Origin of the sequence: Liquorilactobacillus sicerae (assembly GCF_029916425.1) — a bacterium.
Classification (GTDB): Bacteria; Bacillota; Bacilli; order Lactobacillales; family Lactobacillaceae; genus Liquorilactobacillus; species Liquorilactobacillus sicerae.
Genome location: NZ_JAHAVQ010000016.1, coordinates 1 through 16,092, shown reverse-complemented (window position 1 = coordinate 16,092; position 16,092 = coordinate 1). Strand labels below are relative to the sequence as shown.

The 16,092-nt window shown below is 38.9% G+C and carries 17 protein-coding genes and 1 pseudogene; 11 read left to right on the top strand and 7 right to left on the bottom strand.

Annotation, left to right across the window (positions count from 1 at the left end):
• The first annotated feature begins 170 nt into the window (after window positions 1-170).
• From KH893_RS09845 to KH893_RS09825, 5 genes are all read left to right on the top strand, one after another.
• Window positions 171-977, top strand: coding sequence for a ParA family protein (locus KH893_RS09845; protein ID WP_281165971.1), 807 nt, complete (start codon window positions 171-173; stop codon window positions 975-977).
• Between the two features lie 13 nt (window positions 978-990).
• The gene (locus KH893_RS09840) at window positions 991-1,239 is read left to right on the top strand and encodes a ribbon-helix-helix domain-containing protein (protein ID WP_281165970.1); all 249 of its coding nucleotides are present in this window, start codon (window positions 991-993) and stop codon (window positions 1,237-1,239) included.
• Window positions 1,240-1,841: 602 nt separating this feature from the next.
• Entirely contained in the window at window positions 1,842-2,930 is a 1,089-nt protein-coding gene (locus tag KH893_RS09835; RefSeq protein WP_046870849.1) for a replication initiator protein A, read from the top strand.
• Window positions 2,931-3,091: 161 nt separating this feature from the next.
• Window positions 3,092-3,289, top strand: coding sequence for a hypothetical protein (locus KH893_RS09830; RefSeq protein ID WP_281165969.1), 198 nt, complete (start codon window positions 3,092-3,094; stop codon window positions 3,287-3,289).
• Between the two features lie 50 nt (window positions 3,290-3,339).
• Complete coding sequence (locus KH893_RS09825; RefSeq protein ID WP_281165968.1) at window positions 3,340-4,161, top strand: Fic family protein; 822 nt, start codon at window positions 3,340-3,342, stop codon at window positions 4,159-4,161.
• Here KH893_RS09825 and KH893_RS09820 read toward each other — a convergent pair.
• Together KH893_RS09820 and KH893_RS09815 are read right to left on the bottom strand one after the other, a co-directional pair.
• On the bottom strand, window positions 4,151-4,429 hold the full coding sequence (locus tag KH893_RS09820) for a hypothetical protein (protein ID WP_075141395.1): 279 nt from the start codon (window positions 4,427-4,429) through the stop codon (window positions 4,151-4,153). The genes KH893_RS09825 and KH893_RS09820 overlap by 11 nt on opposite strands.
• A 19-nt stretch (window positions 4,430-4,448) precedes the next feature.
• A complete protein-coding gene (locus tag KH893_RS09815) occupies window positions 4,449-4,658 on the bottom strand; it encodes a hypothetical protein (RefSeq protein ID WP_281165967.1) in 210 nt (69 codons plus the stop codon).
• Between the two features lie 259 nt (window positions 4,659-4,917).
• Between KH893_RS09815 and mobQ the strand changes: the two genes are divergently transcribed.
• The 4 genes and pseudogenes from mobQ (at window position 4,918) to KH893_RS09795 (ending at window position 10,664) form a co-directional block, all read left to right on the top strand.
• The gene (mobQ, locus tag KH893_RS09810) at window positions 4,918-6,990 is read left to right on the top strand and encodes a MobQ family relaxase (RefSeq protein WP_281165966.1); all 2,073 of its coding nucleotides are present in this window, start codon (window positions 4,918-4,920) and stop codon (window positions 6,988-6,990) included.
• Window positions 6,991-7,075: 85 nt separating this feature from the next.
• The gene (locus tag KH893_RS09805) at window positions 7,076-9,211 is read left to right on the top strand and encodes a type IA DNA topoisomerase (protein ID WP_281165965.1); all 2,136 of its coding nucleotides are present in this window, start codon (window positions 7,076-7,078) and stop codon (window positions 9,209-9,211) included.
• Between the two features lie 121 nt (window positions 9,212-9,332).
• Window positions 9,333-9,548 carry a hypothetical protein gene (locus tag KH893_RS09800; RefSeq protein ID WP_054762702.1) on the top strand — a complete coding sequence of 72 codons (216 nt, stop codon included), beginning with the start codon at window positions 9,333-9,335 and terminating at the stop codon, window positions 9,546-9,548.
• Window positions 9,549-9,551: 3 nt separating this feature from the next.
• A pseudogene (locus KH893_RS09795) lies at window positions 9,552-10,664 on the top strand (hypothetical protein).
• Between the two features lie 154 nt (window positions 10,665-10,818).
• Here KH893_RS09795 and KH893_RS13075 read toward each other — a convergent pair.
• On the bottom strand, window positions 10,819-10,881 hold the full coding sequence (locus KH893_RS13075; protein ID WP_222843308.1) for a putative holin-like toxin: 63 nt from the start codon (window positions 10,879-10,881) through the stop codon (window positions 10,819-10,821).
• A gap of 156 nt (window positions 10,882-11,037) precedes the next feature.
• Window positions 11,038-11,775 (bottom strand): ABC transporter permease, encoded by a 738-nt coding sequence (locus KH893_RS09785; RefSeq protein WP_281165963.1) that lies wholly within the window; start codon window positions 11,773-11,775, stop codon window positions 11,038-11,040.
• 360 nt (window positions 11,776-12,135) lie between these two features.
• Between KH893_RS09785 and KH893_RS09780 the strand changes: the two genes are divergently transcribed.
• The gene (locus tag KH893_RS09780) at window positions 12,136-13,368 is read left to right on the top strand and encodes an IS110 family RNA-guided transposase (RefSeq protein WP_281165962.1); all 1,233 of its coding nucleotides are present in this window, start codon (window positions 12,136-12,138) and stop codon (window positions 13,366-13,368) included.
• Window positions 13,369-13,491: 123 nt separating this feature from the next.
• Here the strand turns inward: KH893_RS09780 and KH893_RS09775 are convergent, their stop codons facing one another.
• The gene (locus KH893_RS09775) at window positions 13,492-13,995 is read right to left on the bottom strand and encodes an ABC transporter permease (RefSeq protein ID WP_281165961.1); all 504 of its coding nucleotides are present in this window, start codon (window positions 13,993-13,995) and stop codon (window positions 13,492-13,494) included.
• Window positions 13,996-14,065: 70 nt separating this feature from the next.
• Between KH893_RS09775 and KH893_RS09770 the strand changes: the two genes are divergently transcribed.
• Complete coding sequence (locus KH893_RS09770) at window positions 14,066-14,329, top strand: hypothetical protein (protein WP_056996544.1); 264 nt, start codon at window positions 14,066-14,068, stop codon at window positions 14,327-14,329.
• An 83-nt stretch (window positions 14,330-14,412) separates the two neighbouring features.
• Here KH893_RS09770 and KH893_RS09765 read toward each other — a convergent pair whose 3' ends face one another.
• The gene (locus tag KH893_RS09765; RefSeq protein WP_281165960.1) at window positions 14,413-14,709 is read right to left on the bottom strand and encodes a DUF5839 family protein; all 297 of its coding nucleotides are present in this window, start codon (window positions 14,707-14,709) and stop codon (window positions 14,413-14,415) included.
• A 590-nt stretch (window positions 14,710-15,299) separates the two neighbouring features.
• A complete protein-coding gene (locus KH893_RS09760) occupies window positions 15,300-15,932 on the bottom strand; it encodes a recombinase family protein (protein WP_056996543.1) in 633 nt (210 codons plus the stop codon).
• Window positions 15,933-16,092 lie beyond the last annotated feature (160 nt).

Below are 16,092 nucleotides of genomic sequence, written 5' to 3'. Positions count from 1 at the left end.
AAACAATTCATCTGGGCGGCATTCTTAAAATGTAGATAAACTACAGGAGGCGAAAGCCTATACCAGTTGGATCCGAATCCAATGAACAATTAGAGAATATCACACAGCATCCAAACAGCGAAGCTGGTCAATACTTGAATACATTTTTAATAATACGAGGAGGCATCAAGATGAAGATTATTACTTTTACTGCTATCAAGGGTGGTGTCGGTAAAACAACCTTGACTTTGAATTATGGTGATTGGTTAGCTAAAAATGGTAAGAAGGTTCTATTAATCGATTTAGACCATCAGTGCAATTTAACAACCGTTTTTGAAAAGACACGACGAAACAATACCATCGCTGAAGCATTCAAAGAAGACAATAATGCTCAAAAAGTAAAAATTGACAGTGTCGGACCAAATCTAGATTTAATCGCCGGTTTTATAGACCTAGATGTTTTAGGAAGTTATCTAGAAAATAACAGTAACAAAGAAATGATGTTGTTCATGTGGTTTAAAAACAACTCCGATTCATTAAGCTTAACCGACTATGACTATATCTTAATTGATACACACCCAGATTTTAGCACCATCACTAAAAATGCTATTGCTATCAGTAATTACCTTCTCAGTCCCATCACACCCAGTGAACATGGCTACAATGCTAAGTTTGATCTAGAAACACGACTCGAAAAATTCAGAAAATCACTTTTTGATTATCGAACTGGCGAAACTTACGTAGACGCAAAGCTTTTCTTTATCGGCAATATGATTAGACATAATACAAGCATGTCTCGCGATTTGCTCAAACACATAGAAGGCGATGAAACAGTCGCGACTATAATTCCTGAAAGAGAGCTCTTTAATAAAGCTACTGCAAAGCACGCTTCAATATTTGAATTAGCCAATCATGATGAATCCATTTTAAAGCAAAATCAAAAGTTCATAGAACACGCCGATCATCTTTTTCAAGAATTAGCAAATAAAACCAAGTAAGGAGAGTTAGATTATGAGTTTAGATTCATTCAACCACAAAAAAGACGAAGAAATGAGAGAAAGTTACGAGACTACGTTGAAAGACAACAAGAAAGATGCAGTCGCATTTTTGAAAAATATCAGTCGAAAGGAAGTAGAGCGTAAGCGATCAGTGACCTTCTCAATTACTGAAAGTCAACTTAAAAAAATGGATGTGGCTGCCCGAAAAAACGGATTTAAAAATCGTTCAGAATTCTTAGCTTCAATCATAGATGCAATTTAGCAGTTAAACAAATAATTAGCCAAACAAGTAAATACACAATTTATTTGTTTGGCTAATTTGTATTTAGGTAAAATCTAGTAAAGTGCACTGAACCAAATACGGTTGCCTGTAGGTAAGCGCTATGCTAGACTAAGATTAATTTAACAATCGAATAAAGAGATCAAGCTAAACAGAAAAATCCCCGATTCACGAGGAATCGGGGATTTTAGGTTTAGAAAGTAGCTAATAGAGAGCCACTTAGATTCAGACGATTTAGACCGCCAAGTTAAAATCGTCTGAACATTGTTCTTAATTTGTAGGTTAATTATACCGCAAACCAGTCCTATGGGACAAGTGAAGGATAGTTAAAAACAAATTAAACCCAATGGACTAAGTAGCTAACCAATGCTATTTATTCCATTTTTGTTGTTAGAAATTAAAAAAGTTGCCGTATGGGCAACCCAGAATAGACACATGCCGGTGAATTTACAAAGCCGATCACGTCCAATGTTCGCTTTGTAATTCAGTTAAAGCATACCAGACTTGTATTTTAAAACAAGTCAGATGTTTTAGCAACTCTCTTTTAAGACAGCGTGTGTCAGTTAAGAAAGGGAGCTTTTATTATGGATCAATCAAATTTCAACTTTACAAATGCTAAAAGGGCATATGAAGTAAAGTTCTACGCTTTGCCGCAGATCTTACTCCAAGGAGAAAAATATAAGGATCTTAGCGATAGTGCCATTTTACTTTATTCGGTGTTACGCGATCGTCTAAGTTACTCACTGAGCAATAATTGGGTTGACGAAAATAACAACGTATATTTCATATACACAAACAATGAACTAAAAGATTTACGAAACTGGTCAAATAATAAAATCAATAAGATTAAACACGAATTAATGGACGCAAAACTTTTGTATCAAAAACATATGGGTTTTAATCCAAGATCAGGCAAAAACGAACCAAATAGATTATATTTGGCAGATTTGGAAGTAACAGCAAAAGACGTTTATATTAAGCGAGAGCCATTAAAATCGCCTGAACCCCTTGGTACAAGCGGACTTCTCAAAAAGAGAAACCCGCATGACACCGTTGAACCCCTTGGTACAAACGGACTTCTCAAAAAGAGAAACCCGCATGATACCGTTTCTGATACATCTGAATCCCTTGGTACAAGCGGACTTCTCAAAAAGAGACAAGATCTAGACTATACTAATAATTTAGATACTAATAGATACAATATAGATACTCAAAAGTTGGACTTTTCCACAGCCAATTTCTCACCAGCAGAAATTCAAAAGCAAAACCAGGATTTGGTGAACCATGCTAATGATTTCTTAACTGATGAAGACAGTGGCTTACCGGTTTTCTTAGAACCAGAAGCTGTGCAACTACTTAGTTTTTGGTGCCGTACCCCGCAACAAATGCGGCGCTTCATTGGCATTATCTTAAATGCTAAGTACCGAGTTGAGAAAGATCACAAAGATATTGGTGTCATAATCCTACTTGGTGATGAGGAACTGAGACCTTTAATGACTAAAGCCTTGAGACGCTACTTTAACGCCCTGAGAAGCAATGAGAAGCACATCAAGAATGTTGAGAACTACTTATACGGCACCATGCAAAACCTATTTGGCGTTTGGTGGAATAAACAAGCGGCTAGAGGATATGTTGCTAAACACCCCGAGGAGCAGAACGCTGACAATGAATGATTTTAAAATCAAACGGCATATAAGCTCATTTAAGCCGTTTTAAGTGTTACATGCATAATTATATTAAAATTGCTTTAAAACCGCTTAGAAATAAAAATAGGCATCTTGAGTGGCCGAATTGGCGATAGCTGAACTAGAAAAATGGGATAGGAGCTTTTTAAATGACCAACCCCAGCAAAGAAATCGAAACAATTGATCAATTGTTGACTGACCCATGGGCCGTCGACATTCAAGAAATTTGGGAGCAAGCAGCCCATAATCCAGATCCTGATAAACGCAAGCTGTTTGACGCGTTACACACTTACCTCTTAGATAAACGCCAAGAGCAAATTATCAACGAAAAGCATTTTGTGATTTAACATGGACAGGTCAAATAATCAGTGACTGAAATAGAAAGGAGGCACAAAATATGGCTAAAACTCGAACATATATGGACAAGTATAAATTCACAGCTGCAGAAAACCAACGGTTTGCCCGAGCAAACTTTACCAAGTTAGTGCATACTAATGCTCGTTTTGAAGGCGTTAATACCACTTTGCCACAAACACAAACTATTATGGACGGTATGAGCGTAGCAGGAGTACCTGTTGAAGATGTTTTGACGATTGTTAATTTAAAGCGTGGGTGGCAATATATCACTGCTCAAAATTCCCCTTTAACGTTAACCATGGAAAAACAAATCAACAAGATTGTGGCAGCGGAAGACGCCTTAGTACCGGGAGAATTACGGCAAGGGAAAGGAGGAGTTGATTTAGGTAGTGAAGACTTTTTTGAACCACCTTTAATTAACGAAAAACAAGAACAATCCTTTTTACAAAAAATCTTGGCTGATCCACGAACGACGATTACTGATAAAGCATTGACTGTCATGTATCATAATATGCGCCAACAAATCTTTTGGGACGGGAACAAAAGGACGGCGACTTTAAGTGCTAATAAAATTATGATTGACGGTGGTGCAGGCTTAATCAATGTGCCGTTAGATAAGTGGGATCAATGGAACGAACTAATTGCCAATTATTATCGAACTAATGACATGGCTAAAATTAAACGGTGGACATATGACAATGGCATTCAAGGATTACAAATTAGAGCAAACTTAGCGCTTAAATCAGTTAAAGACAAAACTAGTAAAAGAATTCAAAAACAGTTAAAAGATTTTGCGGATCAGAACCCAGAAATCAATCCCAAAAATGATCCAGAAAATAAAGACGATCGGCCTAGTTATTAGGCTGATCGTCTTTAAATTTATTCGGTTTATGAGCATTAACATAATTAGCAAATATTTTTAAAAGCTCTTCGGTTTGTTCGACCGATAGGTTATCAGCTTGAAAGTATTTTTCGAGCAAAGCTCCTTTTTGAATTAATCGGCGAGAACGGGCTTTGCGGGCTTGCCGATTTTCGTAGTATTTAGATTGCCGTAATTTAAAATCTTCTCGCTCAATTTTTTGTTTTAAACGCGCTTGTTGCTCAACTAGTTTTTCATATTGATTAGGCATAGTCATTACCACCTAACTATTATCGGTTATTTTGAGCTTGATTTAAAAAGGCGGCAACTTTTTTAGCAATCATTTTAATCTGTGGAGTGGTAAGTGTCCCATAATCCAAATTGGCTGATCTAATGATTTGCTTACCGAGATTTTGTTCAATCTTATTTTTTTCGTCCTTAATTTTTTGATTAAGGGCTTTTAATTTAGCTTCTTGTTTTTCTAAGTTACTTTGAGACATAATGATCCCTCCAATCGTATTAAAAATAATCACCGACACTATATCATACAGAGAACGTTAAGTCAAAGGATAGAAGTTGAAATAGCGAAGCGGAAGGCATACACTAGAAGTAAATTTAGGGGAATCAGCAGGCCGAGTGAAACGAGGTTAATGCGCACTTACACATAGAATAAATTCTATGTTGTGCTAACCCCATTAAAACCTGTATTAGAAGTCGCCGTTGGCGACAACAAAATCAAAACCATAAACCCAAAGAGAGATGGTGGCCAACACGGCAATTTTTCACATGAGTTTTCAAAATATTAGTGCTGGTAAAGGACGTAGTGCCATTGCTGGAGCTGCTTATCGTAGCGGTGAAAAACTATTTGATAATAAAGAAGGTCGCTACTATTTCTATGACCGGTTGGTCATGCCGGATAGTTTTATTTTGATCCCCAAAAATGCACCGGAATGGGCGAACGATCGGGAGCGGTTATGGAATGAAGTTGAAAAGAAAGATCGTAAATCAAACTCACGGTATGCCAAAGAGTTTAACGTGGCGTTACCAGTTGATTTAAGTACAGATGAACAAAAAGCATTACTGACAAAATATGTACAAGAAAATTTTGTCGATCAAGGGATGGTAGCAGACGTATCAATTCATCGCGATCACCCAGATAATCCACATGCTCATGTAATGTTAACTAATCGGCCATTTAACCCAGATGGTACTTGGGGATTGAAGGCAAAAACTCAGTACATTAAAGATGAAAATGGCAAGCAGCTTTTAACCAAAAGCGGGTTTCCAAAACAAAGAAAAATTTGGCTGGTTGATTGGGATAAAAAGGAAAAAATAACTGAATGGCGTCACAATTGGGCAATTGGCGTTAATCAGTCTTTAGCACAAAAAAATATTCCGGATCGAATTAGTGAAAAATCATTTGTCGACCAAGGAATAGATGAAACACCAACTCAACATGAGGGGATCAATAGTCAGCGGCAAGAAAGAAGAGCATTTAATCAACAAGTTAGAGCACAAAGAAGCGCTCAAGCTAAATACCATAGTCTTGATGAAAAGATTAGAAATTATGAACACTTTGACGCATTAACTGACGAACTATCATTCTCTGAAAAACACACAATTAGTCATCTAAGTCAGCAATTGAAGACCTATGTCGATTTAGAGCATTTAGATGATAAACAGCGCATGCTGTTTAATTGGAAAAACAGCTTATTGATTAAACATGCAGTTGGTGAAGATGTAACCAAACAACTGCTGACCATTGACCAGCAAACGACATCACTAGCACAAGCTAATCAGTTGTTAAATAAAGTGGTGGAACGAGCAACTAAAAAACTGTATCCGGAACTTGATTTTGAACAGACAACCGCGGCTGAACGACGGGAACTGATTAAAGAGACTAATAGCGAACAAACCATTTTTAAAGATAGTGAATTGACTGAACGGCTAACGGATATTCGAAACGATTTACTGACCCAGCAATTATTGACGTTTACCAAGCGGCCATATACCAGCTGGCAGTTAGTTAATCAGCAAGCCCAGACAATTGAGAAGCAGTTAACCGCAGTGCTAGCCAAACATGGCCACCAGTTAGACGATTTGAAGCATACTGATCGGGGCATGTTAGCCCCTTATGAACCTAACGAACTCGAATTTATTTCGAAAGCGGTGAAAGAATTACGGGTCATTCGGGAAGTTAAAGCCGTAGTGCAAACCCAATACAACAGCATTCTAACGACTGCTTTTCCGGACAGTGATCTCGATAAGCTAGAGACGATTGACAAGGAGCAAATCTACACTGCCGTGGTTTACTATGATCCAGAATTAAAGCCATTAAGCGCCAATGATCTTAGTCAATTACAACAGCAGCCACCCGTAGTCTTTACTAGTCAGCAACACCAAGCTGGTTTGAATTACCTGTTAGGTAAAATTGAATTAAAAGATATTCAGGATCACCGGCTGCAACGGGTCTTAAAACATGATGGTACCCGGCAGCTATTTCTCGGTGAATGTGGGCAAGACAATAAGTTGGATCACAAACAAATTGAAACCGTGCAAGCCCGTTTGAAACAACAAACAACGCGGTTTGATCAATATAAGCAAGACCAAATTAAGGCCTATCAGGCCATCAATTATTATCCAACTAGTCCGAAAAACTACCTGATGAATGCTTTGGACGAAGCCTTAATAACCATTCTATATGCGAAGAACACAGACTATCTAAGAAAGCAGCAACTACGCGGTTTAAAAGAGACCGAGTGGGAAATGGCGAAAAAGCAACGGCAACATCAAACTCGTAATCGGCATGAAGATGGGGGCATGCACTTGTAATCGAAATAAAAATTGCACCGTTAAGCCTGGTTAAAAGTGGCAGAACAAGGTATAACAAAAGCTGAATCATAAGGAGTGAACGAACATGACCACTGTTATCTTAGCTGAAAAACCTAGTCAAGCCCGTTCATACGTCCAAGCCTTTCAAAAGCGCACAAAAAAACAGGGTTACTATACGGTTAGTGACCCTGTTTTGCCCGATAATACGCTTGTGACGTATGGTCTCGGACATTTAGTTGAACTGGCCACACCGGATAAATATGATCAGAAATATCAGCAATGGGCCTTATCTAATTTACCGATTTTTCCCGATAAATACAAGTTTGAAGTGTCAGCTAGTAAAAGAACGCAATTCAAGATCGTTAAAGACCTGTTAGCAAAAGCCGACATCATTATTGTCGCCACCGATAGCGGTCGGGAAGGCTCCAATATTGCGTGGTCAATCATGAACCAAGCCCAGATTGACGTTAAAAAGAAGACTATTAAGCGGCTATGGTTGAATAGTTTGGAAAAAGACGCCATTATTACCGGATTCAAAAATCTTGGTGATTGGCACAAAGACTATTTGGCTTATAAAGAAGCCCAAACCCGTCAAATTAGTGACTGGTTAATTGGTATGAATGGTAGTCCCTTATATACTTTGTTATTAAGACAAAACGGAGTACGCGGGGTGTACTCGATTGGTCGCGTGCAGACGCCAACCTTGTATATGGTCTATCAAAGAGACCAACTCATCAAAAAATTTAAGCCCAAACCCTATTTTGAACTAAATGCGGAAATTTTAGCTAATCAGCAAAAATTCGCCGCGAAATTAGCCCCCTATCAGCAGTTTAAAGATGAAAAAGGGCTAATGATATTCATGAAGGGCAAAAACGTTGAGAAGGGCTTACAGGGCGGTTTAATCAAGGGCGTCCAAAAGCAGGCTAAAAAGCGTGCTAGTCCACAGTTGTTTTCGCTATCCAGTCTCCAAAGTGCCATGAACAAACGGTATCATGCCAGTGCCAGCCAAACCTTAGCGGCCATTCAGAGTTTATACGAAGCTAAGTTCCTTAGCTATCCCCGAACCGATTGTGCTTATATCACTAATGAAGAATTTGAGTATTTAGTGGCTAATCTGACGAAGTATCTGGGGTTAGTCTCTAAGCCAGTCGCTTTAACCAATACCACGCCGAATAAGCGTTATGTTAATGGGAAAAAGGTTGAAGAACATTACGCCATTATTATGACTAAAGTCGTGCCGACGAAAGATCAATTAGCTGCCTTACCTAAATTACAACAACAAGTCTATGATTTGGTGTTACGAACGACGTTAGCCATGTTTGCTGATCCGTACGAGTATGAAGAAACCACCATTACTACCCAAGTTGGCGACGCTAATTTTAAAGCAACCGGTAAGGTCCCAACTAAGCAAGGTTGGCAAGTTCTATTTGATGAAACCAAAACCGAGCAGCAAGAGGCAGCCATCCTACCGATCGTTCACCAAGGCGACCAAGTTCAAGCGAATCTGCAAACACCGCAAAAAGAAACGACACCACCGGTGCCCTTTACCGAAGGTACCTTAATTACGGCAATGAAGACGGCCGGTAAAACACTTGATGATGAAGAAGCCCAAGCGATTCTTAAAGATGTGCAAGGCATTGGGACAAGTGCAACCCGGGCCAATGTGCTGGAAGTGTTAAAGAAACGCGGCTACTTAGTTACTGAAAAGAATAAGTTGCACGTCAGTGAAGCCGGGATCACATTATGTAAAGCGGTCGAACTCGAACCCTTGCTAACTAGCCCAGAAATGACGGCTAAATGGGAGCAAGCGTTACAGCAAATCAGTAACGAAGAACGCACCCAGGATAATTTTTTGAGCCAAATTAAGAAGTTTGTGGCGAAGTTGATTGCTGATGTTCCCACACAATTAACTGGCAGTGCAGCCATTAAGCAACAAATTGATCATCAACAGCAAGCCCAAAAAGCCGCCGAAGTATTCTTAGAAACACCGCAAGCCACCGTGTTAAATAAACCAAAGTTTTACATTGTGAAACCTAAGCAAGGCGAGGACTTTACCCTGCCCAAGAAATGGAGTAGCAAGACGCTTGGTAAGACCGCAATTAAAACGCTGGTCACCAAAGGGGAAACCAACAAGTTAAAGGGTTTCAAGAGCAAAAAGGGAAAGTCGTTTGCCGCCAAGTTAAAGCTTGCCGGTCATAAATTAAGTTTTGATTTCGATTAGACCTTACCTACCGCTCGACACTACGTTCCGGTTGGTGAACCCGTGGCTTAGGTTCACTTTGATAACCCCCAAAGTAAACCTAAACAACGGGTGAGATTAGCAGAGCAAAGGAGAGCATGAAATGGATAACGAATTAGCAGTCATAGGGAGTGAATTACCGGTTTTGCAGGCTAAAGAACCCTACAAGTATTTAAAAGAGATTACTGGAAATGGGGCTTATTATCAAGTGGCCTGGCAAAAATTAGTCGATGGCTACGTTGCCCTTTATGCCACGACCCCGATTCAAATAAGATTAGTGCCGACACTGAATGATATTTTTGAAGATGAGGAGGGGTAACTTATGCCGAATAAAGCAGATATTAAGGCTTGGAAAGCACAATTAGTCGCCCAGGCTGAACAACAAATCCTAAAATTAACCGATAGTGACCAATTTAAAAAGTACCTCAATACCCTGGCTAAATTTCATCATTATAGCGCCAGAAACATTGATTTAATTTATGCGCAAAATCCTCAAGCCACTCAAGTCGCTGGTTTTAAGTAATGGCAGACGGCTTTTAACCGCACCGTCAACCGGGGCGCAAAAGCGATTCGGATTGCGGCCCCGATTATTAAGAAGTTAACACCAGCCGAGCAAAAGCGTCTTGATACCACCGATGAGCGGGCCATTGTCGGTTATCGTTATCTCCCCGTCTTTGATGTGTCACAAACTAGCGGTGAACCAGTGTTAAGCGCTAGAGACTTTGCCACAGAAAATTTAGCCGATCATCAGAACGTGACGAGCTTGTATAACGCGTTCAAAGATTATTTAAACCAGCAACCCGACCTTAAAATCAGTGAAGTGCCTTTAGCGACGCTAAATGGGGCTAAGGGGTATTTTCAACCCAGCACTAATGAAATCGTCATTGGTGGCGATGAGCCCGACAATGCTTTGAAACTAAAGACGTTATATCACGAATATGCGCATAGTCAGTTACATGGGTTAAAATCAGCCTTTAAAGATCGGCCGCGAGCCTATCAAGAAACCCAAGCCGAAGCGGTTGCATATGTTGCCATGCAAAATATTGGGGTTGATACGGGTAATTACTCCCTCGGTTATGTGGCAACCTGGGCCAAAGATAAAGCCGTGATCCATAATGCTTTAAGTGAAATCCAACAAGTTAGCAACAAAGTGATTGAACTTAGCGATGGCTTAACCAAACAATTAGGTTTACAAGAAGCACAAAAAGAACCTGAACATGAATCAGCCCAAGCACTTAATAAGTCATATAAAAGCTTGCAACAACAAATTCAACAAGCAACTAGTCCACAACAGAAAGCGCAATTTAAAAACCAGTTAAACGATGTGCACCAAGAAATCAGTGAGCGAACACAGAAGCAACTGAAATCCTTTGCTGAACAGAATCTGGAAATCAAACAGCCTGATCCTGAATCTGATCAAAGTCTGAAACGTTAGCCAGTTTTTAAAGGGCATGCTATAATAAAGACAGAAAAAGGAAGCCCCGCTGGAACAGGACTTCCCGTGCAAGCCGCTTCAAAGGCGGTGGCCTTAGCTAAAGAACGATATCAAGTCGCCCCATAACCGGTCAAAGTTATGTGGGGCGGCTTTTTTATTTGTGGTGCTTGTCGATATAGCTGAGTAGCGCGATTAAAAACGTGCCAAACAGCAACATCAACGAGAGTGTCTGGAAGACGCTCATTGACTGTGAAACCTTCCTGAAGATTATTCCATGTTCCCATGGGCCTCACCTCGCAAGGGAAAAGACAGTCACCGCCCTTAAAACTTCTTACTTAATCTATTATACAGGGAAATGGGGATAGAACAATGTCTATGCATAATCAGCTTTCTTTAATTTTTGAGCCATAAATATCCAAGCTATTAACGAAAACAACAGGACTATAAACACCGTTATGTAACTCGTGTTTCCGTGATAGGTTAACGAACCGTTATTATAATTAACGATTTTCAAGAAAGCAGTAATTGGATAATAGTCTTGCAGGTTTTGTCCAGCTACAAATACGCCAACAAAGCCATAAACAAAGGCAATAACCACGTTGAGATAAGATGAGGCTTGTCGAATAAACAAAATCAAGATTGGTAAGACAGCGATAAGAACCCCCAAGCTAATACCAATTAACTGAATCATTGAGATCAGAGAATGATATATGGGTTCACTTTTATGCGGTAAGAACAGGAACATCAAGTATGTTAAAAACGCATTTAAAGCTGCAAATACTACGTTGATTAGGCATAAAGCAACCAATTTGCTAACATACAATTTATTGACAGAAACGGCGCAAGTAATGTTATTCTTTAGTGCTCCAGATATATGCTCAACATTAATTAAATAGTTACTAAAGATAACAATCATTGCCGGTAAGACTAAACTAAAACTATCCCAAATAACGATATTCATAAAATCAGTGTAATTATAGAGTGAATGTTCATTGCCACTGTATAGTTGAAATATTGAGAGTAGATCAGTAAAGACAAGGGAGATAAAAAATACGAGTAAGACGTCACATCTTTTCAATTTACGAAACTCATTGATAATTAGGGTTCCCATATCTATTCCTCCTCGTATTATATGTTTATAAGTTACACATCTTTTACTAAATATACTTGTTTTTTGAACACCACATGTTAGTCTCTAATTGTCATTGGCTTTGGTCAACTGGTATAGGTTTTTTCCTCCTGTAGTACAACTACTCGTTAAGACTGCCGCCCAGACGATCACTTAAAGTTCGAACCACACGCTGTATTGATCAACTGATTTTATTGATTCGAGCAGAGTCAATCGCAGCTTTTAATCTTTGACCTATAAATACTTATACCTTGCGAGGTTGAACTTAATGGTCGTAATTAGGGATTATCATGCGGTGTCCAAAAGAAAACCTGACAAATCTGAAGAAAGGAGGCCTTCCCAATGAATTTATTTATCGGTATTGATGTTAGTTCACGTCAACTAGAAGTCGTTATGTTGACTTCTGAAAAGACAATCTTATTTAAAGCAACAGTTTCTAATGATTTGATTGGTGTTTCAAAAATTAAAAAACAAATTTTAGACTTCCAATCTAAAAATCAATTTTCTAAAATTGTTCTAGGCATGGAGGCAACTTCAATTTATAGTTTCCATCCAGCGTTTTTCTTTAAAGAAGATCAAGAACTTAAAGCTCTCAAACTTCAAGTAGTAGTCATCAATCCGCGAAGCACTAAGCGCTATAAAGATGTTTTCGAAGATAATAAAACGGATCGAATAGATGCTTATTATATTGCGGATTATCTAAGCATTGGCCGCTATTCGGTTGGAATTGTCAAACAAGAAGAATACCAAGCACTACAGCGGTTAACACGATCACGCTTTGAGATTACCAAGAGTTTGACGCGAGCAAAACAACATTTTCTTGAAAATCTTTATTACAAAGTAAATAAACTAGCAACTGGAGCACTTGAAAACTCTTCGGTTTTCAGTGCAACAATGTTTGATCTGATTACTGGTGAACTAACGATGGATGAACTAGCTCAGATGCCTTTGAAAGATTTGGCAGAACTGTTGAATAAGAAAGGGCATGGCAAGTTTTCTCAGCCTGAGAAACTAGCACAAGCACTGCAAAAAGCAATCCGTGGATCTTATCGTTTAGACAAAGTTTTAGCTGATTCAGTCGATATTGTTTTATCAATTTACGCTAATGAGATCCGTAATTACCAAAGACTTATTAAACAACTGGATAAATCAATTGAGAAAGTTGTTACTATTTTGCCTGAAAGTCAAATACTAGAATCAATTCCCGGAATCGGACAAGTTTACACCGCAGGTATCATCGCTGAAATCGGCCAAATAGAGCGTTTCAGCGACGAAACTAAACTAGCAAAATACGCAGGTTTAGCCTGGCGCCAACATCAATCAGGAAATTTCAAAGGTGATCAAACACCCATGACTCACTCAGGAGATAATTATCTACGTTATTACTTAATCGAAGCTGCCGGTTCAGTAATTCGCTATGATGATACAATGCGAACGTATTATCAGAAAAAATATTCTGAAGCCATCCGATCACCACGCAAGCGCGCCCTCGCACTAACAGCACGAAAATTAATTAGGGTGATTTACACACTGCTCAGTAGACACCAAATTTATCAGAAAGAAGAATTGGTATAGCTAAACAAATCTCTTTTTAAAGATGTTTTAACTTCTTTGAAAAAAATTTATTTTTCAAAGGCTTAGTTAGTGTACGCTTTTCAGGTTTTCAACAAGCATATTCAGTTTTCAAAGAACTAAGATTCAACTTGACTTATAACCACATGTCTCACTTTCAAATAATTTGACTGCGACATAGCATGATAAAAATCCCACAATACACAAGATTCCAATACAAGAGGGCGTGGAAAAGAAGAGTCTGGTAATGCTAGCGGACATCGTACCAGATGAAATATGTGGTAATGACCACTTGAAGACAACAGAAAGCGGCAACGGGAAGCGATTATATTGTAATGAAGTGACAAAGCTCAATATTGTATATGACAAACTTACCACAAACGACATTAAGTAATTCTTTTTCATTTTCAAGACGACTATCAGTAATGGTAGATCAGCAACGGTTACCATTACACCAATGATCAGGCCGATCCCAAGGGTGGTAAAGAATTGCCCCAGATCAATATTTCCGCGTACCACACCTAATATAATGGGCAATATTAAAGAGACAACTGCGAAAATCACCCCGATAATTAATGTTGCAATAATTTTTGCTAATAATAGACTCCTTTTAGAAACCCGGAATGTCAACTCAAGTAATAACCTTATTTAAATCGGTTAGTGATATAATTTGGTGCAATACGGAAAAGGATGTTTAGCTATGAATCAGGACAATACTACGCTTTCTAAAGCAGAAATTATTGCTATTTTACAGGGCAGTGAATTTATCATTTATCTGCATAACGGTGAAAAAAGGCTGGGCCACATCATAGATGCAGGAAAATTCTATGAACGCACAGTTAAATATTTTCCCGATAGATTCAAGGATTGTACTAATATACCGCAGGTCATGGCTGAAGCCAGTCTGGGTTTTGAAGGAGCGCTTAATTTAACCGGTGAAGATGGTGGTGTTGAATTAGACTAACCAAAAAGGCCAGGAGTTCAGTCGATCTATCAAAAACGGTCTACACTAGTATGGCATTAGCCAGACTGGTGTAGACCATTAGCTTATTTTAAAAGGTTATCAAAAGCTTTATTTACGGCCTCTTGATCACGATTAGTGGTAAAGATTTTCACCGGTTGTAAATTACTCAGATCATTCGCGACTTCTTTGGTTGCATAGATCATGACTGGCACCCGTTTAGAAAATTTGGTTTTAACCAAGGCTACATTACCAATCACTGGGGTTCCCTTCGTCTTATCGGTAATTCGCCACTTATAGAGTTTTTTTGTATTCAAAACATGTTTCGTTCGGTCATTGGGATCAAGCACAATATGGTAGGCCATTAATATATTATCTGCCATTTTAATTCCTCCTATTTATTAATCTCAATAGGTTATCCATTAGTATAGGTGATGAGTTCCCAAATTGGTAATTATTTGGACAAAGCTAATAGGCAATAAAACCACATTTGATGACAAGCCTGTTTAATCCTGAGAATGTTGCAAATCAAGTCATTTATCCATATCAACAAGTATCACCAATGAAAAAGTTGCTTGGTGTAACGCTGACCATTACAAGACCCCCCACCACTAATGTAACTTAATTTTGTTTTATTAACGTTGACAATGCATTGAGGTACTCTTGGCCAACTGGTATTGGTGGTGGGGATTGAGGTAGATCACCTAAGAAAAACCGTTTTCGACAAGACTTCCTGTTTCTGCCTGCCATTGTAGCAGGTTTTAACAAATCAGGCGAATGTTTCATTCCTTGGTTCAGTTCTGAAACAGATCCGCAAAGGTTCACGCAAAAACCACTATTGTGAAGCGAGGCCGTTAGTTAGCAAGCTGGAGCAGCTTCAACAAGCATGGTATTGGAGGAGGGGTGTGCTGCTCTTAACTGAAGGGTACAGCACTGCCAACCTAACTGGCAGCATGACAATGGTTAAACGGAATTAGTTGTTTAATAGCTGATGATTGATGAGCTGTCGTTGAATATGATAGACCGTGTTGCGAGCTACTCCAGTTTGTCGCGCAATTTCAGTAATTGGCAGACGTTTTCCCTGAGCGCGAGCTTGCAATAACTTAACGATTTGTTCATAAATCAATCGTTTTTGAGGATCATCAGAGTCGGCGACATATTGTGGTTTTCTTCCTTTATAGACACCACGTTGTTTGGCAACTTGAATCCCTTGACGTTGGCGTTCATGAATTTTTTGGCGTTCATTTTCAGCCGTATATTTTTGAATTTCTAGGACCAGATTTGTGAGCAGAGCTTTTAAGTTACAATCACGGACCCCTTCAAATGAGGGAAGATCTAAAACGTTTAAAACGGCTCCTTTTTGGCGAATGGTTTCGATAATTCTAGTTAAATCTTCACTGTTACGTCCCAATCGGTCTAAGCTTAAAACAAAAACTTCATCGTCTTGGCGAATAAAATCTAAGAGTGCATTTAACTGCGTTCGTTGGGTGTTTTTACCAGAAACCTTTTCCTGAAACAATTTATCGACGTTAGCTTGATTTAATTGGTTTACTTGACGAGCCAAGTTTTGATCAGCGGAACTAACACGAGCATAGCCGACACGCATGAGTAGGCCTCCCTAAAAAAGTTTAACAATATAGTCAAAAGAAAATGAACACATTTCAAGTCTAATCACTTACGGTAGTATTTATTGATATTACTAGTTTTTTGATAGAGAAATAATTATACCACTCAATGTTCAAACAGGGTACACCCTATTTGAACAT

What these genes read in the sequence shown, in the direction of transcription:
- KH893_RS09760 (WP_056996543.1), bottom strand. Translation starts at nt 15,932, where the DNA reads ATGCGTGTCGGCTATGCTCGTGTTAGTTCCGCTGATCAAAACTTGGCT.
- KH893_RS09780 (WP_281165962.1), top strand. Translation starts at nt 12,136, where the DNA reads ATGAATTTATTTATCGGTATTGATGTTAGTTCACGTCAACTAGAAGTC.
- KH893_RS09805 (WP_281165965.1), top strand. Translation starts at nt 7,076, where the DNA reads ATGACCACTGTTATCTTAGCTGAAAAACCTAGTCAAGCCCGTTCATAC.
- KH893_RS09835 (WP_046870849.1), top strand. Translation starts at nt 1,842, where the DNA reads ATGGATCAATCAAATTTCAACTTTACAAATGCTAAAAGGGCATATGAA.
- KH893_RS09825 (WP_281165968.1), top strand. Translation starts at nt 3,340, where the DNA reads ATGGCTAAAACTCGAACATATATGGACAAGTATAAATTCACAGCTGCA.
- KH893_RS09800 (WP_054762702.1), top strand. Translation starts at nt 9,333, where the DNA reads ATGGATAACGAATTAGCAGTCATAGGGAGTGAATTACCGGTTTTGCAG.
- KH893_RS09770 (WP_056996544.1), top strand. Translation starts at nt 14,066, where the DNA reads ATGAATCAGGACAATACTACGCTTTCTAAAGCAGAAATTATTGCTATT.
- KH893_RS09815 (WP_281165967.1), bottom strand. Translation starts at nt 4,658, where the DNA reads ATGTCTCAAAGTAACTTAGAAAAACAAGAAGCTAAATTAAAAGCCCTT.
- mobQ (WP_281165966.1), top strand. Translation starts at nt 4,918, where the DNA reads ATGGTGGCCAACACGGCAATTTTTCACATGAGTTTTCAAAATATTAGT.
- KH893_RS09845 (WP_281165971.1), top strand. Translation starts at nt 171, where the DNA reads ATGAAGATTATTACTTTTACTGCTATCAAGGGTGGTGTCGGTAAAACA.
- KH893_RS09765 (WP_281165960.1), bottom strand. Translation starts at nt 14,709, where the DNA reads ATGGCAGATAATATATTAATGGCCTACCATATTGTGCTTGATCCCAAT.
- KH893_RS09820 (WP_075141395.1), bottom strand. Translation starts at nt 4,429, where the DNA reads ATGCCTAATCAATATGAAAAACTAGTTGAGCAACAAGCGCGTTTAAAA.
- KH893_RS09785 (WP_281165963.1), bottom strand. Translation starts at nt 11,775, where the DNA reads ATGGGAACCCTAATTATCAATGAGTTTCGTAAATTGAAAAGATGTGAC.
- KH893_RS09840 (WP_281165970.1), top strand. Translation starts at nt 991, where the DNA reads ATGAGTTTAGATTCATTCAACCACAAAAAAGACGAAGAAATGAGAGAA.
- KH893_RS09830 (WP_281165969.1), top strand. Translation starts at nt 3,092, where the DNA reads ATGACCAACCCCAGCAAAGAAATCGAAACAATTGATCAATTGTTGACT.